The organism is Marinobacter sp. M5B (assembly GCF_042604615.1).
Classification (GTDB): domain Bacteria; phylum Pseudomonadota; class Gammaproteobacteria; order Pseudomonadales; family Oleiphilaceae; genus Marinobacter; species Marinobacter salarius.
In genome coordinates this window covers 3,232,139-3,253,852 of record NZ_CP156894.1, presented here as the reverse complement: position 1 = coordinate 3,253,852, position 21,714 = coordinate 3,232,139, and the positions used below count along the sequence as shown (strand labels likewise).

The window sequence follows — 21,714 nt, the reverse complement described above, 5'->3', positions numbered from 1 at the left end:
GACCGCTGTTGGCGGGCGGGCTCACAGAACAGGGGCGGTATGATACCATAAACGCAGATTTTCACAGCGCGTCGGACCACCTGAATCAACTCTGCCTACCGGCGCCCTGATTAACCCTTTGCGAGACCGGACTATCCATGAATCCTGAACAGATCGTTGCCTCCCTCAAAGCCCTGATGGAAGCGGGCCAGACCCCCGGAAAAGTGCTGACTGACGCGGCCGACCTGGAAAATTACGGCAAGGACTGGACGAAGATCTATCCACCCAAGCCCGTGGCCATTGTTTTGCCCAAGACGACGGAACAGGTGCAGGCGCTGGTGAGGTTTGCCAACGAGAACCAGGTGGCTCTGGTGCCTTCTGGTGGGCGCACCGGCCTGAGTGCCGGAGCCGTGGCGGCCAATGGTGAGGTTGTGGTGGCGTTTGACAACATGAACCAGATTCTGGACTTCAGCGCCAGCGATCGCACCGTGAAGTGTCAGGCCGGGGTAGTGACGGAACAACTGCAGACCTACGCCGAAGACAACGGCTTGTATTATCCCGTGGATTTCGCCTCGGCCGGTTCCAGCCAGCTTGGCGGCAACCTCTCCACCAACGCCGGTGGTATCAAGGTAATCCGCTACGGCATGAGCCGGGACTGGGTGGCTGGTCTGAAAGTGGTCACCGGCAAGGGGGATATCCTCGATCTGAACAAAGATCTGGCGAAGAACAACACCGGGTACGACCTGCGCCATCTGTTTATCGGCGCGGAAGGCACTCTCGGATTTATTACCGAGGCCACCATGAAGCTCTCTCGCAAGCCGGATAATCTGACCGTGCTGGTGCTGGGCCTGAACGACCTGACCAACACCATGGACGTGCTGCAGGCGTTCCAGAAGCAGATCGATCTGACCGCCTACGAGTTCTTCTCCCATCAGGCCATGGGGCATGTACTGGCCCATGGCCAGGTGCAGGCGCCGTTCGAAACCGAGGCTCCGTACTACGCGCTGCTGGAATTTGAGGCGGTGTCCGACCAGGTGATGGACGATGCCATGGCGCTGTTCGAACAGTGCGTGGAAAACGGCTGGGTGCTGGACGGCGTTATCAGCCAGAGCGAAACCCAGGCCCTGAACCTTTGGCAACTGCGGGAGCGCATTTCAGAGTCCATTGCACCGCGTACGCCGTATAAGAACGATATCTCTGTGGTGGTTTCCAAGGTGCCAGGGTTCCTGCAGGAAATCGACGCGGTGGTCACCGAGCACTACCCGGATTTCGAGATTATCTGGTTCGGCCACATCGGCGACGGCAACTTGCACCTGAACATCCTCAAACCGGAAGACCTGGCCAAAGAGGATTTCTTTGAGAAATGCCAACAGGTGAACAAATGGGTCTTCGAGATTGTCGAACGTTATCAGGGCAGTGTGTCTGCCGAGCATGGTGTCGGCATGACCAAGAAGCCGTATCTGGAGTACACGCGCAGCGCCGCTGAAATTGCCTACCTGAGGGGCATCAAGCAGGTGTTCGACCCCAAGGGTGTGATGAACCCCGGCAAGATATTTGACTGAAGGCGTTCAGGCGATGCGGGTGGTGGCTCCTGGGAGCGACCTGAATGGTAGAGCAGCTTTCCGAGTGTGAAGGCGACTGTTTTCTCCTGACCCCCAACCGGTCCATGAACTGGCGGGGCAATATCCGCATTTGGCTTGCGGCTGTGTTGCTTTCGCTGGTTATTTCCACTGGCATGCTACTGGCCGGAGCATGGCCGGTATTGCCGTTCGCGGGTCTTGAGTTGACCGCATTGGCGGCGGCGTTCTACTACACTTCCCGTCAGTGCCAGAGGCGCGAAGTGCTCACGTTCGCACCGGAGCTGATCCGCCTGGAAAAAGGCCTGACCCAGAAGGAGCGGGAATGGGAGCTGCCCCGGCGCCACACCCGCGTATGGCAGGACATGCCACGCCATCCCTGGACTCCCCCAAAGCTTCACCTGCAGTTCCGGGGCGAGGAAATTTCCCTCGCACCCTTCCTCAATATCGATGACACCGAGGAACTGGTTGCTATCCTGGAGAGGCATGGGCTGAGGGTGGAAAAACGGCGCAGGCCGGAGAAGCGCTGGTTCTGACTACATTCATCTGACAATCAAAGTGTTGCTGTATGAAAGATCACATCGTTGTGCTCAGCGGCGCCGGTATGAGCGCCGAAAGCGGACTCTCCACGTTTCGCGATAATGGCGGCCTGTGGGAACAACACAGTGTCTATGATGTGGCGACGCCAGAAGCCTTTGCCCGAAACCAGGAACTGGTGCTGCGCTTCTACAACGAACGCCGGCGGCAGTTGAAGTCGGCACAACCAAATGACGCCCACCGCTTGCTGGCGGAACTGGAGCAGCATTACCGGGTAACGATCATTACCCAGAACGTGGACAACCTGCATGAGCGGGGCGGCTCCAGCAATGTTATACACCTGCACGGCGAACTCACCAAAGCCCGCAGTTCGACGCATCCGGAACTGATTTACGACATCGGATTCAACGACATACAGCCTGGAGATACCTGTGATCGCGGCTCCCAGCTTCGGCCGCACATCGTATGGTTCGGCGAGGAAGTGCCGATGATCGAGGCCGCAGCGGAGATCGTGCCCACCGCAGATCATCTGCTGATTGTGGGCACGTCCCTGCAAGTCTACCCCGCAGCCGGGCTGGTGGATCTGGTGAATTTCGATGTGCCGGTAACGGTCATCGATCCTGGTGAACCGGCGAGCCTTTCGAGGGCGAAGGTTATTCGCAAGGGCGCCGGTGAGGGCGTTGCGGAGTGGATGAAGGGGCTGGGGTTATAACGCCAGATACTCCTCGAGTTCTTCCCGAAATGCTGCTTGCACCCCCAAACGCTTCATCATCCAGTAATGGCCGGCAATCATTCGGTCAATGAAGATGCTCTCTACCGGCGGCTTGAAGTAGTCCAGGTACTTGAACACGGTGGTGGTTTTTGCAGCGACGTCCTTGTGCAACTCAGACTCGGCAAAGTCGTAGGGGGTGTCACTGTCAAAGGGCTGAATCAGAATGTCCCGCCACATGGCATAGTAGGCTTCGTCCACCGCCGGCTGTGATTCCACGCGAGCACCAAGGGCGATCAGGTGGCGATCCAGGGCGGCGTAATCCTCTTCCAGGGCGGAGACCAGGGCGTTGCGATAGGCCTCGACGATTTCCGGCTTCAGCTTTTTCACGCAACCAAAGTCATAAAGGATGATGGTGCCATCGGGCCGGTAGGCGAAATTGCCGGCGTGGGGGTCGCCATGGATGCACTGGTAGCGGAAAAGCTGGTCCGCCATCATGGTGAAGATGCGGTGCCCGATCAGGTTGATGGTGTCCTGATCGTATCTTGCGGGGGTTACCTCGCTGATATGGTCGCCTTCCACCAGCTCCATGGTCAGTACCCGCCGGGACGAGTGGCTGGCAAAGACGGTCGGGATCTCGATCCAGTCGTCACTGGCATGGAATGCCTGGAATTCCTTCAGGTTGCGGGCCTCGTTCTCGTAATCCAGTTCCTCTTTGAGCCGCACCCGGATTTCGCCGAACAGCTGGTCGACGTGCTCTTTCGGCATTTTCAGCAGGCCGCCCAGTTTCAGGGCCATTCGTAGCTGTTTCAGGTCGCTGTCGCAGGATTCGTCCACGCCGGGGTACTGAACCTTGACGATGACATCGGTGCCGTCGTGCAGGCGGGCCCGGTGAACCTGACCGATGGACGCCGCTGCGTAGGGTTTTTCCTGCAGGTATTCGAACAGTTCTGACACCGGTTTGCCCAGTTCGCTCTCCACCTGACCGACAATTACCTCGAACGGCATGGGCGGAGCCTCTTTCTGAAGCCGCTCAAGGGCATCCGAGAATTCCCGGGGCAGAAAGTCCTGGGTCTGGGAGGCAATCTGGCCGACTTTCATGACCGCGCCCTTGAGCTCACCCAGGGTATCGACAATCTGGTCCGCCATGCGGGTATAGCTCTCAGAGCGGGCGCCCTCGTTGTCTTCCTCGCTGCGGAATATCCGGCGCGCACGCTGCCCGGCATACTGACCGGCCACGGACGCCGTCATGCCTGCCAGTCTGAAGAATCGTCCGCTGCGTGTGGTAACCGGTTTCTTTGCCATGCCTGTTATACGTCCTGAAGAGCCGATGGACCTGAGGAGGATCGCAATGTCCCATGCCCAGCCTAGAGCACGGTGGTCTCCACAAACAAGGCGTCTTCCAGTTCCAGAGACAATATCTGGCCGGATTCCAGGGGGCCAACGCCTTTTGGTGTACCGGTAAGAACCACATCGCCGGGCATCAGGGTGAATTGGGTGCTCATGTGGGCGATCAATGGCACGATCGGGTTCAGCATATCCCGGGTATCACCGGTTTGCTGGCGTTCGCGGTTGATGTCGAGGGTAAAGGTGAGATGGTCTCGGCGGAGACGGTCGATACACACGAAGGGCGACAGTGGGCAGGCACCGTCAAAGGCCTTGGCGCGTTCCCAGGGCTGGCCTTTCTCTTTGAGCCGGGATTGCACGTCTCGCAGCGTCAGGTCCAGCGCCAGGCCGTAGCCAAGGATAGCGGCTTCGGCGTCGCTGGCCGACGCATTGGTCAGTGGGCGGCCGATCAGCACGGCCAGCTCGGTTTCAAAATGAACCGCGCCCTGGTTGCGTGGGAAGTCCAGGGGGCGGGTGATGTGCACCGCGGAGGTTGCCGGTTTGATAAACAGCAGGGGCTCATCCGGAACCGGGTTGTTCAGCTCCCGGGCATGTTCCGCATAGTTACGACCGATGCAGACAATTTTGCCCAAGGGCAGGTTAACCGGTGTTCCGTCTTTCCAGTGGTGCTGATAGTCAGGCATGGCCGCTCCCGTCGTGCGTTATGGAAGGGAGCGAGACGCTCCCTAATCACCCTCAAAAGAGCAAACAGTATAAACCTTCAACTCCTCTTCCTGCAGCTTGCGTGAGCCCCCCAGGTCGGGGAGGTCAATCATGGCAGCCACTTCGACGATCTCGGCGCCAATTCTGCGAATGAGCCGTGAGGCGGCCAGCATGGTGCCGCCGGTGGCGATCAGGTCGTCCACCAGCACCACGTTGTCGCCGGGCTTGAAGGCGTCCTTGTGCAGTTCCACCGAGGCGGTGCCGTACTCCAGTTCGTAGTCTTCCACCAGGGTATCGAACGGCAGCTTGCCTTTCTTGCGGATCAGTACCAACGAGGCGTTCAGCTCATAGGCCAGGGCTGAGCCGATGATAAAACCACGGGCATCTACGGCGGCAACGGCATCAATATCGTGGCCGTGGTAGCGGTGAACGAAGGCATCAATCAGCTTGCGGAACGCGGTGCGGTCCTGGAGCACGGTGGTGATGTCGCGGAAGGCGACGCCTGGCTTGGGCCAGTCTGGCACGGTGCGAATGGCTTTCTTGATGCTTTCTGAAAAATAGTCCATAGCGTGTCCAAGCGCTGAAAGCGCAGCTTAGGCTGCGTCCAGGAAAATGAATTTCAGGATAAAGACCAAGGCGATGATGACCACGCTGGGGTTCAGGTCCGACCAGCGGCCGCTCAAGGCCTTGAGGATGGCATAGGTAACGAAGCCCAGGGCAATGCCGTTGGCGATCGAGAAGGTCAGCGGCATCATCAGGGCGGTTACCACTGCCGGTGCGGCTTCGGTGACGTCGTCCCATTCGATCAGCTTCAGGCCGCTGGCCATCAGCACCGCGACATAAAGAAGCGCCGGAGCGGTGGCGTAAGCCGGAATAATACTGGCAATGGGCGAGAGCAGCAGGCACGCCATGAACAGCGCCGCGACGACCACAGCGGTCAGGCCGGTGCGGCCACCGGCGGAGATGCCGGCGGTGGATTCGATGTAGCTGGTGGTGGTGGAGGTGCCGAGGGCAGCGCCGGACATGGTGGCTACGGAATCGGACATCAGCGCGCGGCCTAGCCGTGGCAGTTTGCCGTCCTTGTCCAGCAGGCCACCGCGCTGGGCGGCGCCGATGAGGGTGCCGGAGGTGTCAAACAGGTCTACAAACAGAAAGGCGAAAATCACGCTGATCATGCCAATGTTCAGCGCGCCTGCGAGGTCCAGCTGCATGAAGGTCGGCGCCAGACTTGGGGGCGCGGATGCAAAACCATCGTACTCCACCATGCCCAGCCCCATGGCTGCTGCTGTCACGGCAATGATCCCGATCATCACCGCACCGGTGATCTTGCGGAAGGACAGAGCACAGATCAGCACGAAACCGCCGAAGAACAACAGGCTCTCGGCCACTTTTACGTCACCCAGACCAACCAGGGTGGCGGGGTTATCAATCACGATGCCGGCATTTTTCAGCGCGATCAGGGCCAGAAAGAAGCCAATGCCGGCGGAGATGCCGAAACGCAGGGACATGGGAATGCTGTTGATGATCCATTCCCGGACTTTGAAGATACTCAGCAGGAAGAAAATAAAGCCGGAAATGAAGACAGCACCCAAGGCCACCTGCCAGCTATAGCCCATGCCGCCAACAACGGTGAACGAGAAGAACGCGTTCAGGCCCATGCCCGGCGCCAGCGCGATCGGGTAGTTGGCCCAAAGCCCCATGATCAGGGTGCCAATGGTGGCCGCCAGGCAGGTCGCTACGAATACCGCGCCGAAGTCCATGCCGGTAGCGGAGAGAATGCTGGGATTGACCACGATGATGTAAGCCATGGTCAGGAAGGTGGTAAAGCCCGCAAGTACCTCTTTGCGAACTGTGGTGCCATTAGCCTGGAGCTTGAATAGTCGTTCTAGCATGACGTATGCCTGCCTTACAGGGTGCTGAATGGGGGTTGAATGAACCGGTTTCAGGAATTGGGTGAAAAAACGGCAATGTTACCGGCTGGAGGCGAGAACGCCAAGGGACGATTGATCATCGGTAGCCTCATTGCACTGTTCGCCTGTCCCGCTGGAGGCGGATGTCGAAGCGCACAGCCAGCAGTCGGGTGATGAAAATAAACAAGAGGCCAATGGTCATGGCCAGGGATTCGCTCTCCAGCAGCCACTGGCAAACAAAGTATAGCCAACAGCCGGCGAAGGATATGGACGCGTAGATCTGGTCTTTGCGGAAAATCAACGGCACCTCATTGCAGAAGGTGTCACGCAGGGCACCACCAAAAGTACCGGTCATCACGCCCAGGAGTGACGCCACAAACCAGGAATGGCCCAGGTCCAGAGCCAACTGCGCGCCGAGGATTGTGAAAACACCCAGGCCGAGGGCATCAGGAAGCAGGATGCGCGATTCGCGGATACGCTCGACACGGTGCCAGTAGCTGAACACAACGGCCATGCAGAGGATCAGGATAGGTTGCTCCTGATGCTTGATCCAGTACAACGGGTGATTATCCATCATCAGGTCACGAAGGGTTCCTCCCCCCAGGGCGGTCACGAAGCCGATGGTGAAAACGCCCACCGGGTCCATGTTCTTGGATCGGGCGATCAACATGCCGGAGATCGCAAAGGCAATCACACCGGTCATTTCCAGCACGTAAATTATGTCAAACATCTCTGGCCCTAAGCCGCGTATTGCGAGCGCTGTGATCCGTTCCCGCTTTTTGAAGCGTGTTTGAGGCATATCTTGAAGCTGTTACGCGTATTGAGCAATGACTATGTCTCTGATTCGTCTGGCCTATGCCAGTGAGTCATTTTTCCGATCAGAATAAGCCCTGCTAATCCGGAGAGATTAGATTTCTTTATTTGCTTCATGATCCGACTCTGTTTAGGTTGATAACCATCCATTGATGTTGTCCTCTATCGACCGTCCAAATATCGACTGTCCTACAACGGAGTCACGAATATGAGAGCTATCCTCTGTAAGGAATACGGCCCGGCGGAGACGCTGGTGATTGAAGATGTCACCAGCCCCGTCGTGAAAGGTCACGGGGTCAAGGTGCGCGTTAAGGCCGCCGGCCTGAACTTCCCGGATACCCTGATCATTGAAGGCAAGTACCAGCTCAAGCCCACCATGCCGTTTTCTCCCGGTGGAGAGATGTCTGGCGAGGTAATTGAAGTCGGCGAGAAAGTTACTCGCTTCAAGCCGGGCGACCGGGTTGCCGGCCTCACCGGCTACGGTGCCTTTGCCGAAGAGGTGGTTGTCCCGGAGCAGAACATCCTGCCCATTCCCGAATCCATGTCCGACGAAAAAGCGGCTGCTTTTTCCATGGTCTATGGAACTTCGTATTACGCTCTCAAGCAACGCGCCAATATCCAGCCGGGGGAAACCCTGTTGGTGTTGGGTGCCAGCGGCGGTGTTGGCCTGGCAACGGTGGAACTGGGTAAAGCTATGGGCGCCCATGTGATTGCGGCAGCCAGTACGGCAGAGAAGCTGGCGGTGGCGAAAGAGGCCGGTGCCGACGAGCTGATCAACTACACCGAAGAGCCGTTGAAAGACGCGGTTAAGCGCCTGACCAACAGTAAGGGCGTGGATGTGATCTACGATCCGGTCGGCGGTGATTTTACGGAGCAGGCGTTGCGCGCCATGGCCTGGAACGGCCGTCACCTGATCATCGGCTTCGCGGCTGGCGATATCCCCAAGATTCCGGCGAACCTGACGCTGCTGAAAGGCTGTTCCGTTGTTGGTGTCTTCTGGGGCAGCTTCACCCAGCGTGAGCCTCAGAACAGCGCCCAGAACATGATGGAGCTGCTGAAGCTGTTCTCCGAAGGAAAGATCAATCCGCGAATCAGTGAAGTCTATGACTTCGAGGACTATGAGAAGGCTCTCGGGGCGCTGACCGGTCGGACTGCTACGGGTAAGGTTGTCCTTAAGGTCGGTTCTTAAGGCCGGCCCCCAGCCTGTTTGTTTCGGTGGATGCATCGGTGGGGAGCCCCTCCCAAAAAACGCTTCAAGCACATCCATGTGCGCTTGGGCTCCGCCATCCATGGCTCCGCACATTTTTGGGAGGGGCTCCCCACCGATGCAGGCAAGGCATGGGAGGTATGCCTTAGATCCAGAAAATCTCAGAACCGAACTTTTCCGGCATCAATCTCTGTAACCAGCTCGGAGGTCAACCGGGTATAACCATCTGTACCGGGTAACCAGGCGTAAACTTCCTCCCCAGGCTTGTCGATGGAATAACCGGCTTTCTGGATGTCCACCTTGCGGTACTTGAAGGTCCCCGTTTTCTCGATGGCACTGGTTACCCGCACAAACACCGGAATCGCATAGGGCGGCAGGTTGTCGCTCAGGTATCGGAACAGTCGGTTCACATCAAATGCCTGGCCATTGGCATGGGGAACCAGCGTTACCATGCCGGCCTTGCCGTTGGTGCCCGGGATCTCCACCCCATAGACAATGGCTTCCTCCACCATATTGGAACCGTCGATGATGTTCTCCACCTCGGTGGTGGATACGTTTTCCCCTTTCCAACGAAAAGTGTCGCCCATACGGTCCACGAACTGCAGGTGTCCGCAGCCGATTTCTTTTAGCACGTCACCGGTGTTGAACCACTGGTCGCCTTTCTTGAAGGCGTCCCGCAGGATCGATTTTTCCGTGGCTTCTTTCTGGGTATAACCCTCGAAGGACCACTTCTTGGTGATCTCGCCGATCAGCAGGCCCGGCTCGCCCTTTTCGACTTCCTGCATGAATCCGCTGTCGTTCCGAACCGGGTCGCGGGTGCCGTCGTGGAATTTGACCAGTTTGTAGGGGGCGGTGGAAAAGCCAACGGTGTTGTCCAGGTTGAAGAAATTGCTGAAGCCGATGTTGCCCTCGCTGGAGGCATAGAGTTCCGCCACGGTTTCGATGCCAAAGCGTCCCTTGAACTCCTTCCAGATGGACGGGCGCAGGCCGTTGCCGATCATCTTGGTGAGGTTGTGATTGCGGTCCTGTTCGCTGGGGGGCTGATTCAGCAGGTAACGGCAGAGTTCGCCCACGTAGCCGAAAGTGGTTGCCTGGAAATACCGTACGTCGTCCCAGAACGCGCTGGCGGAGAATTTTCGACGCAGGGCAATGGCAGAGCCACCGGCCATCACGGATCCCCAGCACACCAGCAGGGCGGTGCCGTGGTAAAGGGGTAGGGTGCAGTAAAGGACATCGTCCGGTTTCATGTCCAGGGACATCATGCCGAACCCGCCGTAGGCTTTCATAAACTTGCGGTGGCTGCCCGGCGCCGCCTTGGGTAAGCCAGTGGTGCCGGAGGTGAACAGGTAGATGGCGGTGTCACCCATGGTGGGCGGATCGGCCGGCTTGGGGGCCGTATTCCGATGGGCGCTGACCTTTGTCGCCATGTTCACATAGCCCTTCGGTGCATCGCCGAAGATGTTCATGGTGTTGGTATCGGCCAGGAACAGGAATGGGTTGGGGTGGCTGGTCCTGATATCGGCTTTCACGCCGTCAAAGGCCTCCACCAGTTCCTCGCCCACAACGACCATTTTAGGACTGACCAGATTGATGCTGTGTTCCAGTACGCGCCCCTTCTGGGAGGTGTTGAGCATGGCACAGGCCACGCCCACCTTGGCGGCACCGGCGACCACGGCGAGCAGCTCCGGGCGGTTTTCCAGGAATACGGCGATGGTATCGCCCCGGATAAGGCCCTCTGTCTTCAGGAAACCGGCAATGCGGTTGGCCCAACCGTTGAATTCCCGCCAGGTAATGCTGCGGTCTTCGAACAGGATGGCCGGGCGGTGTCCGTACTTTTCGGCGTTGCGGTCCACCAGGATGCCAAGGGTCAGGTCCTTGTTCTCGTTTTTGACCGAGTAGTAGTAATAGCCCTTGGCAATGGCGGGAAATCGCCGGAGTATGCCCGGCAGGCTGCGAGCAATGTCACGTGGGGATACGTTGTCCTGGGTCATGGGGTCATCCGTCAGGGTCAGTGTGAAACGTTGTTGTTTGTTTTGCCCCCGGACAACGAATGGCTCCGGGGTTAATCCAGAAACAGGTCCGGCAGCAGGGGCTTGTCGCCTGGCTGGTACCGGTAGTGTTCGAAATCCGTTACGCCGTCGGCCCTGAGCACGTCCTCATCGATCAGGGACTGCCCGGTCATTGCCCCGGCAGGACGGCTGAGGACGCTCAGTGCGGCGTCCGCCATGATGTCTGGCTTGCGGCCCTGGGCCATCATTTGCGGGCCGCCCACTTCAAACTCAATGGCGGCCGTGGCGATTAACGTTTTAGGCCACAGGGTGTTCACTGAAACCCCGTAACGCCGAAACTCCTCGGCCATACCCATGCTCAGCATGGTCATGGCGTACTTGGTGGTGGTGTAGGGCCCATACTGGGCGAACCACCGGGTATCCAAATTCAAAGGCGGCGACAGGCTCAGGATATGGGCCTGGTCGGACTCCTTCAGCCAGGGCAATGCCGCCTGACCGCAGAGGAATACGGCGCGAGCGTTGACCTGATGCATCAGGTCGTACCGGCTGACCTTCAGGTTCTCGACGCCGGTCAGTTTGATGGCGCCCGCGTTGTTTACCAGCGCATCAATGCCGCCAAAATGGTTCGCAGCTTCATCTATCCGCTGGCGCACCAGTTTTTCGTCTCGCACATCCAGCACCAGTGGCAGGGCCTGGCCACCTGCCTGTCGAATTTCCTCCGCCACGCTGTGTATCGTGCCTGGCAGCTTTGGATGCGGTTCGTCGGATTTTGCGCCGATCACCACATTGGCACCTTCTCGGGCACAGGCAAGGGCGATGGCTCGCCCGATGCCCCGGCTGCCTCCGGTTATAAAAACGGTTCTGTTCTTCATTGTGCTCATTGTCCGGCCTCCTCTGAGGTGGCGTCTGTGGCAGTGATCTCTACCAGTAACTGGCTGCGTTTTACCTGGTCGCCTTTGGTGGCCAGTATCTCGCCGACCGTGCCATCGCGGTCGGCTTTTACCGGATGCTCCATCTTCATGGCCTCCAGGATGACCAGGGTGTCGCCCTGTTTCACCGCCTGGCCGGCCTGAACCAGAACATCAATAATGGCGCCGTCCATGGTGGCCTTGATACGGCCACTGCCGCTGGCGGCGGCACCGCTGGCCGGCTGGTGGGTCACGTCACGCACTGCCAGTGCCTGCCCGAACGCCTGCAAATATAGGTGATCGCCCTGGCGGTGATATTGGCATCGCTGACGAACGCCGTTGTCGATAATGCATAACAGGCCATCGCCCATGCTTTCAAGGTCGAGCTCGTATTGCTCTTCGCCCAGGGTCACGGTGACATGATTGCCGGCGCGGCGGACCAGCAGTTCCAGGGTTTTATCGCCGGTATCCAGTTTCATCGGACTGACGGTCGAGGGTGCGTTGCTCCAGGCATTATTGAGGTTGGCCCGAACGTCAGGACGGCCTGAATTGCCATGGCTGAACACGCAGGCTGCCAACGCGAGCTCGCGGATGCTGATGTCTTTTGGTGCCAGGGATGGATCATCTCTGAACGCCTGTTGCAGGAAGGCGGTGGTGGCCTCGCCTTCGCCGAAGGTGTCGTCCGCGATGATGCGGCTCAGGAAATAACGGTTGGTGGTCACACCGAATACAGTGGTGTCTTCCAGCGCCCTGAGCAGTCGACGACGGGCTTCGTTGCGATTGGCCCCCCAGGCGATCACCTTGGCCAGCATGGGATCATAGTGAGGCGTAATCGAGTCCCCGGAGCGCACGCCGGTATCACACCGCAACCCTTCGCCTTCCGCAGGCTGGAACTGGTGCAGCGGCCCGGTTTGCGGTGTGAAGCCGTTGGCTGGGTCTTCTGCGTAAAGGCGCACTTCAATGGCATGGCCGTTCAGCTGGATCTGGTCCTGTGTTAGTGGCAGCGCCAGGCCCTCGGCCACGGAAAGCTGCCAGGCCACCAGGTCCTGCCCGGTAATGAGTTCGGTCACGGGGTGCTCCACCTGCAGGCGGGTGTTCATTTCCAGGAAGTAGAAGTTGCGGTCCTTGTCGACGAGGAACTCGACCGTACCAGCACCTTCATAGCCACAGGCCAGCGCCGCCTTCACGGCAGCTTCGCCCATGGCCTGGCGCAGTTCGGGTGTTACAAACGGAGAGGGTGCCTCTTCGACGACTTTCTGATGGCGCCGCTGAACTGAACAGTCCCGTTCACCGAGATACACCGCGTTACCGTGTTGGTCTGCAAATATCTGGATTTCGATATGGCGGGGTTCAATAACCGCCTTCTCCAGAATCAGCTCACCATCGCCAAAGGCCTGCTTGGCTTCGGAGCGAGCCCGCTGAATGTTATCGGCCAGTTCCGCTGCCTTTTCCACCAGACGCATACCACGGCCACCCCCGCCGGCAGAGGCCTTGATCATCAATGGGTAGCCGATATTTTCGGCGGCGTTGATGAGTTCTTCGTCGCTGGCATTGTCGCCCTCGAACCCCGGCACCACCGGCACACCGGCTTCCTGCATGGCAATCTTCGATCGCCGCTTACTGCCCATCAGCTCAATAGCCGCCTCCGGTGGCCCGACAAACACCAGGCCGGCGTCTTTGCAGGCCCTGGCAAACCCGGAATTCTCCGACAGGAACCCGTACCCCGGATGCACACAATCCGCCCCGGTTTTCCGCGCCGCCTCAATAATCGCCTCTGCGTTCAAATACGACGCCGATACCTGAGCCGGTCCGATACACACCGCCTCGTCGGCCAATTCCACGTGCAGGGCCTTGGCGTCTGCCTCGGAATACACTGCCACCGTCCGGTATCCCAGCGACTTCGCGGTTTTGATCACCCTTACGGCGATTTCGCCTCGGTTCGCTATCAGGAGCTTTTTTAGCATTTTTGCTGGTCTCATGGTTGGGTGGTTATCCGCTTTGGTGGGAGGGAGGCCCTGGTTCAGGACACGCCGTGAATACGTCCATGTAGGCCCCTAAAAAACATCCATGTTTTTTAGGGGCCTGAACCAGGGCCTCCCTCCCACCAAAGCTCCTTCCAACTGTTGTAATTGCATGTCTTTTTTTATGAGCGTTTTGCACGGTGTCTGGGGTCGGGGTTGATCCGGCTTTCCGGGACCGTCAAAAACATGGATGTTTTTGTCGAGCGTACAGGGACGTATTCACCGCGTGTCCCGGAAAGCCGGATCAATCCCGACCCTCCACCATCAGTCTGACTTGGCCCAAGAAGCCGGCCGTTTCTGCATAAACGCAAGAGTCCCCTCGGAACCCTCGTCACTGCGAATCGCCTCGGCAAACTTCCCGGCAGCACTGTCCAGAAGCCCACTCATCGACTCGTGACCAACGCGGTGCAACAACGCCTTGGTCTGGGCCGTCGCATTCGGCGCGCACTGCTGTACCCGGTCAACCGCATGGCCGAGCAACTCATCAATCTCAACTTCAGACTCCGCCACCTGGTGAACAATCCCCAGCCGGCACGCCTCATCCGCGTCCACTCGCAGCCCCAGCAACGCCAACCGACGCGCCTGCGTCAGCCCGATGCGCTCCACCACAAACGGCGCAATCTGCGCGGGAATGACTCCCAGGGTCGTCTCCGGCATACCAAACTTGGCTGTCGGCCCGGCAATCGCCACATCCGACACACAGGCCAATCCAAAACCGCCGCCCATCACCGCACCCTCGGTGACTGCAATCACCACCTTCGACGACTCGTTCACCTGTTGAATCATCTGGCCGAACGCCCGGTTCAACCGGTAGAAAGGATCTTCCTCACCCTCGGAAGGCTTCTGCCCCCGGGCACCGGCCATGTCCTTGATATCCCCGCCGGCGCAAAAGTGGCCACCGGCTCCGCGAATCACCACGGCACGAATGCTGGCGTCGTTCTCAACCTGACTGAACACCGTCGACAGTTCCGCCACCATCTGCAGGCTCATGGCGTTCCGAACGTCCGGCCGGTTGATGGTGACGTGAAGGGCAGGCCCCTGTTTCTCCAGAACTAGCGTTTCGCAATGTGGTAATTGATCCATGTTCGACTCCAAGAAAGTTGTCCGGGGACCGGTGCGTGGGTGGGAAGGCTTTTCCGGGACCGTCAAAAACATGGATGTTTTTGTCGAGCGTACAGGGACGTATTCACCGCGTGTCCCGGAAAAGCCTTCCCACCCATGTGCCGGTCCTTTCTCCCAATGCCAAAATCCAAAAAATCAGTCCCGCTGCTTACCAGGCAAAGTCCCCATCATCTTGCAGATAATCCCCAACATGATTTCGTCAGCACCGCCGCCAATCGACACCAGCCGCACATCCCGGAACGCACGGGACAGCGGGTTCTCCCACATGTAACCATTGCCCCCCCAGTACTGCAGGCAACTGTCCGTCACCTCACGCCCAAGCCGGCCAGCCTTCAGCTTGGCCATTGACGCCAGCTTGGTCACATCCTTGCCTTCCACATGCAGCTCACAGGCTTGATAGGTGAGGGCACGCAGGGCTTCCACTTCGGTTTGCAACTCTGCCAGGCGGAAGTGAATCACCTGGTTGTTGATCAACGGCTGCCCGAACGTTTTGCGCTCGCGGCAGTATTCAATGGTCTTGTTGATACAGAGCTCCAGCGCCTTGATCACGTTGGCCGCGCCCCACATCCGTTCCTCCTGGAACTGCAACATCTGCATCATGAACCCGGTGCCTTCCGCACCGATGCGATAACGCTGCGGCACTCGCACATCGTCAAAGAAAATCTGCGCGGTCTCGGAAGAGCGCATGCCCAGCTTGTTCAAATGTGGGCTGAAGGAAATGCCCGGCGTGTTCATGGGCACAACGATGAGCGATTTGTTCTTGTGGGGCTTGTCGTCGGAGGTGTTGGCCAGCAGGCAGATAAAGTCGGCTTTGGGGCTGTTGGTGATCCACATCTTGGAGCCGTTGATGACGTAGTCATCGCCGTCCTGCTTTGCGGTGGTTTTCATTCCCGCCACGTCAGAACCGGCGGCGACTTCGCTGACGCCGATACAGCCCACCATGTCACCGGCAATGGCCGGGGCAAGGAAGGTCCGTTTGAGTTCGTCAGAGCCAAAGCGTGAAATGGCCGGGGTGCACATATCTGTCTGCACACCTATTGCCAGCGGCACGCCACCACAATGGGCGGTGCCCAGTTCTTCTGCCGCCACCAGGTTGTAGCTGTAATCCAGGCCCATGCCGCCGTACTCTTCCGGCTTCTGGATGCCCAGCAAGCCCAGGTTGCCGAGCTTCTTGAAGATATCGTGAATCGGGAACTCGCCGGCTTCTTCCCATTCGTCGCAGTGGGGATTGATTTCCTTCTCCACGAAATCGCGGACGGTTTTTCTGAGGGCTTCGTGTTCGGCTGTGAATTTCACGTTTTTGTTCTCCTGATTGATTGTTAGCCCGTGCCTATTTGGTGATGGTGCACATTCTCTAGCTTGGGTGGCGGCTGTGTGGGCGGGCCTTCAGAAACACGCTCCTTCGGCACATCCATGTGACGCTCGGGCTCCGCCATCCATGGCTCCGCACGGTTTCTGAAGGCCCGCCCACACCGCCGCTTTGTTTATAAATTCGTTGCTTCCTGCAGGGCGTTTTTTGGGAGGCCTCCCGCTCCGGGGCCAACCACCATGACTAAGCTCCCCTAGAGGCGGGCAACGCCAAATGAATTAGGCCGCAACTGCCGAACCTCAGCCTCCCGACAAACCGACAGCACCAACGCCAGAACCCGCCGGGTATCCCGCGGATCTATCAGCCCGTCGTCCCACAACCGAGCTGTACCGAACAGGGCCGTAGAGCCGTCTTCCAGTTTCTTGGCCGTGGCCTGCTCCAGGAAATCCAGCGTTTTCGGATCTGGTTCCAGGCCGCCCCGGCGCTGTTTGTCCTCGGCCACAATTCGCATCACCTTGCCCGCCTGAGCAGGGCCCATGACCGCCGTGCGGCTGTTGGGCCAGGCGAAGATGAAACGTGGGTCCAGGCCGCGGCCACACATCGCGTAGTTACCTGCACCATAGGAACCGCCGATCACAATTGCGACCTTGGGCACCCGGCAATTCGCCACCGCCTGGATCATCTTTGAGCCGTGTTTGATGATGCCGTTCTGTTCCGAATGGGTGCCGACCATGAACCCCGTGGTGTTATGCAGGAACAGCAACGGCGTGCCCGCCTGGTCGCAGAGCTGGATAAACTGCGCTGCCTTGGTAGCGCCGGCAGGCGTGATCGGGCCGTTGTTGCCGATGATGCCCACCGAGTGGCCTTCAATGCGGATGGTGCCGCACACGGTCTGGTCGTCGTAGCCGTTCTTGAAATCCATGAACTTCGAGCCATCGGCTATGCGGGCGAGGATTTCACGCACGTCATAAGGCTTCTTGGCGTCGCTGGGAATAACGCCCAGCAACTCTTCGGCTGGGTAGAGCGGCTCTTCCCATTCCGGCTCCCGCGACGGGGGCAACTGCTCGTTCCAGGGCAGGGCTTCGAGCACATTGCGGGCGTGGCGAATGCCGTCGGCGTCGTCCTCGGCCAAGTATTCCGCCGTGCCGGCCACTTCTGCATGCATCTGCGCGCCGCCGAGTTCTTCATCGGTAGCGACTTCGCCGGTGGCCGCTTTCAGCAGGGGAGGGCCCGCCAGGAACATCTTGGCCTGTTCGCGAACCACAATCACATAGTCCGACAGCCCCGGCTGATAGGCACCGCCGGCGGTCGCATTGCCATGAACCACCGTAACCTGCGGAATGCCAGCGGCGGACATGCGTGCCTGATTGGCGAAACCGCGAGCGCCCAGCACGAAAATGTCCGTGGCGTAGTTCAGGTTGGCGCCGCCGCTTTCAGACAGCGACACCACTGGCAGCTTGTTCTCCATGGCAATTTGTTGCAGCCGCAGGGTCTTGTCCAGCCCCGCCGGCGTAATGGTGCCGCCCTTGATGGCGCTGTTGCTGGCCACCACCAGGCAGCGAACACCGCTAACCGTGCCAATGCCGGCAATAATGCCGCCACCGGACAGGCTGCCGTCCTTGTCGTCATGCATCTTGTAGCCGGCCAGGGAGCACAGCTCCAGGAACGGCGTACCACGATCCAGCAGGCGATTGATTCGGTCACGGGGCAACAGTTTCCCGCGCTTGATGAGCTTCTCCCGCGCCGCTTCCGCCAGATCAAGAACCTTCTGCTCCACATCGCGGAAGGTGGCAATGTGCGCCTCCATCACCTCCGCGTTTGCGCGAAAGTCATCCGACTGGGGATTTACGGTGGACTCCAGTACCTGCATCGAATTCTCCTCAGTCGTCACTCAACACTTTTGGCGTGACTGCCCGGTGGAACCCATTAAAGGGCTCATTGTTCTTCGCTTTCGGGAACGGCCAAACCCGGCCCCCCTGGGACGCGGCACCGTCAATTCGCAGGCAATCCCCACTGATAAACGCCGCCGCCGGGCTCAACAGAAAACAAATCGCTGCACTGACCTCGGACTCCGTCCCCATTCGCTTAAGAGGCACGTTATCCCCGAGGCTACGAATCCACTGCTTCATATGTTCGGGATAGTTATCCATCCCACTGGAGGCAATCCAGCCCGGTGCCACAGCGTTCACCCGAACCCCGGAGCAACCCCACTCAACTGCAGCGGTCTGGGTAAAATTCACCATCCCTGCCCGGGCAGCGCCGGAATGCCCCATGCCAGGCATGCCGCCCCACATGTCCGCCACAATGTTCACGATGGCGCCGCCGGTTTTTGACAACAGCTGATTGTAGGCTTCACGGGCAATGAGAAAGCCCCCAGTAAGATTCGTGCGAACCACCGTCTCCCAACCTTTCTGGTTGATGTTTGCCAGCGGCGACGGAAACTGACCCCCGGCGTTATTCACGACGCCGTTCAGCCCGCCATGTTCCTCAATGATGGCCGTGACGGTCGCCTTTACAGACTCTTCCTCACGGATGTCGCACACGTGAGCGGAAGCAATACCACCGTCATCGGTAATCTCTGCTTTCACCGCCTCAACCTTCTCAGCCTTCCGCCCAACCAGAGCGACCCTCGCCCCAAGCGCAGCAAGTTCATGAGCGGTACAACGCCCAATTCCGGAACCACCCCCGGTAACGATAAAAACCTGATCCCGAAAGAGATTCGGGTGAAAAACAGACTGATAGCTCATAACAAGAGGCCCTTTTCAAATGTTCGGGCGCTCTGGTGGGAGGATATGTCCGGGACCGTCAAAAACATGGATGTTTTTGTCGAGCGTACAGGGACGTATTTACCGCGTGTCCCGGACATATCCTTCCACCAGAGTGCATGCACCAATGTAAAATCAATCAAGCAGTTCAGCACGAACCGGAACAGGGAACTCAAGCAACTGCTGGGCAAACGCCTTCCCCTGCGGATCAATCCGCAAGCTGGCAACACCCCCGCCACCGAGACTGTGCTCCAACAGGAAATTAAAGGCCTGAAACCCCGGCAACGCCCAACGGGTCACCCGACCATGCGCAGGGTGTAGCGTATGGGCCATCCATTCCGCCACAGCCAACTCCGTCAACGCCGCCTCAATAAACGGCACAAACTCCGCCTTGCGGGCAATCACCCCGATATTGGTGTGATCCCCCTTGTCACCACTGCGCGCCCAGGCCAGTTGAATCAAAGGCACTGTGGTATCCGTGGCCGGAGCGGCCGCACTGGCAGACTGCTCAATCAGCTGGCTTGGCTCGAACCCGCCGTCAGTAGCCACGTCTACCGTCTGCTTGTCGCCACCAAGATCCACGGCAACGGATACCTCCGTTTTCGGAACCAGGCACGAATACAACCGAATCTTCGGCCACACGGTCGGCCGTCCACCCACAATGCCCGTAATCCCAGGTGCCATCCCTGTCGCCGCTTGGGCGATTTCCCGGGAAAACAGCACCAGCGCTTCCTTCTTGAGGTGGGCCGTGCTGATCTTCACCACCACCTCTCGACATTCTCCCATACGTCCCTGAGCGCCGTAGGTGGCCTCGGTGCCTAATAGTTCGATGCTGGTTTCTGTGTAGTCCGGCAAGCCCCGCTCACTGAACATCCGCGAGGTTTTGGCCAGGATCGCCTCGGCGACTGTCCGGGCCTTGGCCTTCGCATCCATGCCTGCCAACAAGAAGGTTACCGTGCACTTGAAACCGTCCGGCCAGGTGCCGGATACCTTATAGCTGTCCGTGGGGGGAAGCCCCTTGGCGCCAGAAACCCGAACCTCGTCCGTTGCCACTTCCTCAAGGGAGACCCCGGTAAAATCACAGGTCACATCCGGCAGCAGGTAAGCTCTCGGGTCGCCGATTTCATAGACCAACTGTTCCGCCACCGTGCCCCGGGACACTTTGCCCCCGGTACCTTGCGGCTTGGTCATGATGAAATCCCCGGTGGCGGAGACTTCTGCAATCGGAAAGCCCATATCGGCATAACCCTCGGCTACATCTTCCCAGTCGGTAAAGTTACCGCCCGTGGATTGCGCGCCGCATTCCAGTAAGTGCCCGGCCAGGCTGCCCTGGGCAAGCTTGTCGTAATCGCTCCAGCGCCAGCCAAATTCATGCACCAGAGGCGCCAGCACCAGGGCGCTGTCGGCAACCCGGCCGGTGATAACAATGTCCGCACCCTGTTCCAGTGCTGCGACCAATCCCGGAGCGCCCAAGTAGGCGTTCAGGCTGACCAGCATCGGCGGCATTGGCTGTGCGGTGGTCATCTCGGTGATGCCGGCATCGGCCAGTTGCTTCTTTTTCGGCAGAAGGTCATCACCCAGCACCAGGGCGATCTTCATATCCAAGCCGGCTTTTTCGCACAAAGCCTGCAGAGCATCGCGGCAGGCGACGGGATTGACGCCACCGGCGTTCGCCAATACCCGGATGCCTTTCTGTTTGATCTCACCCAGCAAGGGGCCCATCACCGTTTGTACGAAGTCGCGGGCGTAACCCTGGCTTGGGTCCTTCATCTTCTGCCCCGCCATGATGGACATGGTGATTTCCGCCAGATAGTCCGCCACCAGGTAATCAATATTGCCCTTGTGGACCAGTTGGGCGGCAGCCGTTTCGGTGTCGCCCCAGAAGGCGGCAGAGCAGCCAATACGGACGGTTTGTGGCCTGGAGATGTCGGAATCTGGCATGTCTTCACCTTGTTGACGGAAGCCGCAAAGTGCTTTCAGAGACCCTTACAGGGTCGCTTTTAGCGGAGATTGTCTATCATGCGGTTGACGATACCAAGCAAGCGCTTGGTTTGTAAACAGGCAAATTCGGGATAGAATGGGCGCTCTTCTGTTCCCTGGCTGGAAAACACTGTGAATCAAGACTCTATCCTGCGCTCACTGGTTGCCGACAACCTGGTTTCCGATCCCGCCGGAGCCCGTGGCCGGCTTCTCCACGAGGCCGCAAAGCTGTTTCGTGACAAGGGTTATGAGCGGACCACCGTCAGGGATCTGGCCGCCGCCGTTGGCATTCAGTCCGGTAGCCTGTTCCACCACTTCCGCACCAAGGAAGAAATCCTCAAGGCCGTCATGGTGGAGACCATTCGTCTCAACACAGCCCTGATGCAGGCTGCGGTGGATGCGGCCAGTACCCATCGTGACAAGTTGCAGGCGCTGATTCGCGCTGAACTGGAGTCCATCAACGGGCAGACCGGGGAGGCCATGGCAGTGCTGGTGTTCGAGTGGCGTAGCCTGTCCGAGGAATCCCAGGCTTACGTCCTTGAGCTTCGGGATATCTACGAGCAGTTGTGGTTGGATGTGCTGGAGACCTTGCGTCAGGACGGCGTGCTGGCGGCAGATCCCTTTGTGGTGCGCCGTATGCTCACGGGCGCCCTGAGTTGGACAGTGACATGGTATCGGCCTGATGGTGGCCTGACCCTGGATGATTTGACGGCGCAGGTGGTTGCAATGATGGGTTTAACGACGCCCTGAATCGGATAACCCGGCGTTAAATGCCGATGGTGGTACAAATGTCTCAATTGTAATTTTTTACATAACTTA

18 protein-coding genes are annotated in these 21,714 nt (G+C 58.8%); 5 read left to right on the top strand and 13 right to left on the bottom strand.

All coding sequences use genetic code 11. The features are described 5' to 3' along the window. The first annotated feature begins 137 nt into the window (after nt 1-137). From AAGD24_RS14720 to AAGD24_RS14710, 3 genes are read left to right on the top strand one after another with little or no spacing between them, the layout of a single operon-like run. The gene (locus AAGD24_RS14720; RefSeq protein ID WP_036209609.1) at nt 138-1,541 is read left to right on the top strand and encodes an FAD-binding oxidoreductase; all 1,404 of its coding nucleotides are present in this window, start codon (nt 138-140) and stop codon (nt 1,539-1,541) included. A 44-nt stretch (nt 1,542-1,585) separates the two neighbouring features. Continuing rightward, a complete protein-coding gene (locus AAGD24_RS14715) occupies nt 1,586-2,092 on the top strand; it encodes a DUF2244 domain-containing protein (RefSeq protein WP_126811951.1) in 507 nt (168 codons plus the stop codon). A gap of 32 nt (nt 2,093-2,124) precedes the next feature. Beyond that, the gene (locus AAGD24_RS14710; RefSeq protein ID WP_041332385.1) at nt 2,125-2,805 is read left to right on the top strand and encodes an NAD-dependent deacylase; all 681 of its coding nucleotides are present in this window, start codon (nt 2,125-2,127) and stop codon (nt 2,803-2,805) included. On the opposite strand, the gene AAGD24_RS14705 is transcribed toward AAGD24_RS14710, so the two are convergent. From AAGD24_RS14705 to AAGD24_RS14685, 5 genes are all read right to left on the bottom strand, one after another. Then, complete coding sequence (locus AAGD24_RS14705) at nt 2,800-4,107, bottom strand: AarF/ABC1/UbiB kinase family protein (protein WP_091640919.1); 1,308 nt, start codon at nt 4,105-4,107, stop codon at nt 2,800-2,802. The genes AAGD24_RS14710 and AAGD24_RS14705 overlap by 6 nt on opposite strands. Before the next feature lie 62 nt (nt 4,108-4,169). Beyond that, nucleotides 4,170-4,832 carry a fumarylacetoacetate hydrolase family protein gene (locus AAGD24_RS14700; protein WP_126811953.1) on the bottom strand — a complete coding sequence of 221 codons (663 nt, stop codon included), beginning with the start codon at nt 4,830-4,832 and terminating at the stop codon, nt 4,170-4,172. Between the two features lie 42 nt (nt 4,833-4,874). Further along, entirely contained in the window at nt 4,875-5,417 is a 543-nt protein-coding gene (locus AAGD24_RS14695) for an adenine phosphoribosyltransferase (protein ID WP_036209624.1), read from the bottom strand. 27 nt (nt 5,418-5,444) lie between these two features. After that, the gene (locus AAGD24_RS14690; RefSeq protein WP_228209873.1) at nt 5,445-6,743 is read right to left on the bottom strand and encodes an NCS2 family permease; all 1,299 of its coding nucleotides are present in this window, start codon (nt 6,741-6,743) and stop codon (nt 5,445-5,447) included. A 127-nt stretch (nt 6,744-6,870) separates the two neighbouring features. After that, complete coding sequence (locus tag AAGD24_RS14685; RefSeq protein ID WP_041332388.1) at nt 6,871-7,491, bottom strand: trimeric intracellular cation channel family protein; 621 nt, start codon at nt 7,489-7,491, stop codon at nt 6,871-6,873. A gap of 291 nt (nt 7,492-7,782) precedes the next feature. On the opposite strand from AAGD24_RS14685, the gene AAGD24_RS14680 reads away from it, so the two are divergent. After that, complete coding sequence (locus AAGD24_RS14680; RefSeq protein ID WP_036209634.1) at nt 7,783-8,763, top strand: NADPH:quinone oxidoreductase family protein; 981 nt, start codon at nt 7,783-7,785, stop codon at nt 8,761-8,763. A gap of 179 nt (nt 8,764-8,942) precedes the next feature. Here the strand turns inward: AAGD24_RS14680 and AAGD24_RS14675 are convergent, their stop codons facing one another. The 8 genes from AAGD24_RS14675 to AAGD24_RS14640 all read right to left on the bottom strand — a co-directional run bounded on the left by AAGD24_RS14675 (nt 8,943) and on the right by AAGD24_RS14640 (nt 20,856). Continuing rightward, complete coding sequence (locus AAGD24_RS14675) at nt 8,943-10,772, bottom strand: long-chain-acyl-CoA synthetase (RefSeq protein WP_379865494.1); 1,830 nt, start codon at nt 10,770-10,772, stop codon at nt 8,943-8,945. A gap of 71 nt (nt 10,773-10,843) precedes the next feature. Next, nucleotides 10,844-11,671 carry an SDR family oxidoreductase gene (locus AAGD24_RS14670; protein WP_379865493.1) on the bottom strand — a complete coding sequence of 276 codons (828 nt, stop codon included), beginning with the start codon at nt 11,669-11,671 and terminating at the stop codon, nt 10,844-10,846. Beyond that, complete coding sequence (locus AAGD24_RS14665) at nt 11,668-13,662, bottom strand: acetyl/propionyl/methylcrotonyl-CoA carboxylase subunit alpha (protein ID WP_379867358.1); 1,995 nt, start codon at nt 13,660-13,662, stop codon at nt 11,668-11,670. Before AAGD24_RS14665 ends, AAGD24_RS14670 begins: the two co-directional genes overlap by 4 nt. Nucleotides 13,663-13,983: 321 nt before the next feature. After that, on the bottom strand, nt 13,984-14,802 hold the full coding sequence (locus AAGD24_RS14660; protein WP_151982694.1) for an enoyl-CoA hydratase/isomerase family protein: 819 nt from the start codon (nt 14,800-14,802) through the stop codon (nt 13,984-13,986). A 174-nt stretch (nt 14,803-14,976) separates the two neighbouring features. Beyond that, nucleotides 14,977-16,137, bottom strand: coding sequence for an acyl-CoA dehydrogenase family protein (locus AAGD24_RS14655; RefSeq protein ID WP_085679755.1), 1,161 nt, complete (start codon nt 16,135-16,137; stop codon nt 14,977-14,979). A 266-nt stretch (nt 16,138-16,403) separates the two neighbouring features. After that, nucleotides 16,404-18,020 carry an acyl-CoA carboxylase subunit beta gene (locus AAGD24_RS14650; RefSeq protein WP_379865491.1) on the bottom strand — a complete coding sequence of 539 codons (1,617 nt, stop codon included), beginning with the start codon at nt 18,018-18,020 and terminating at the stop codon, nt 16,404-16,406. Nucleotides 18,021-18,030: 10 nt separating this feature from the next. After that, complete coding sequence (locus tag AAGD24_RS14645) at nt 18,031-18,897, bottom strand: SDR family oxidoreductase (RefSeq protein ID WP_151982688.1); 867 nt, start codon at nt 18,895-18,897, stop codon at nt 18,031-18,033. Nucleotides 18,898-19,050: 153 nt separating this feature from the next. Further along, on the bottom strand, nt 19,051-20,856 hold the full coding sequence (locus tag AAGD24_RS14640; protein WP_151982686.1) for an acyclic terpene utilization AtuA family protein: 1,806 nt from the start codon (nt 20,854-20,856) through the stop codon (nt 19,051-19,053). 171 nt (nt 20,857-21,027) lie between these two features. On the opposite strand from AAGD24_RS14640, the gene AAGD24_RS14635 reads away from it, so the two are divergent. Then, the gene (locus AAGD24_RS14635) at nt 21,028-21,645 is read left to right on the top strand and encodes a TetR/AcrR family transcriptional regulator (protein ID WP_036209652.1); all 618 of its coding nucleotides are present in this window, start codon (nt 21,028-21,030) and stop codon (nt 21,643-21,645) included. Nucleotides 21,646-21,714 lie beyond the last annotated feature (69 nt).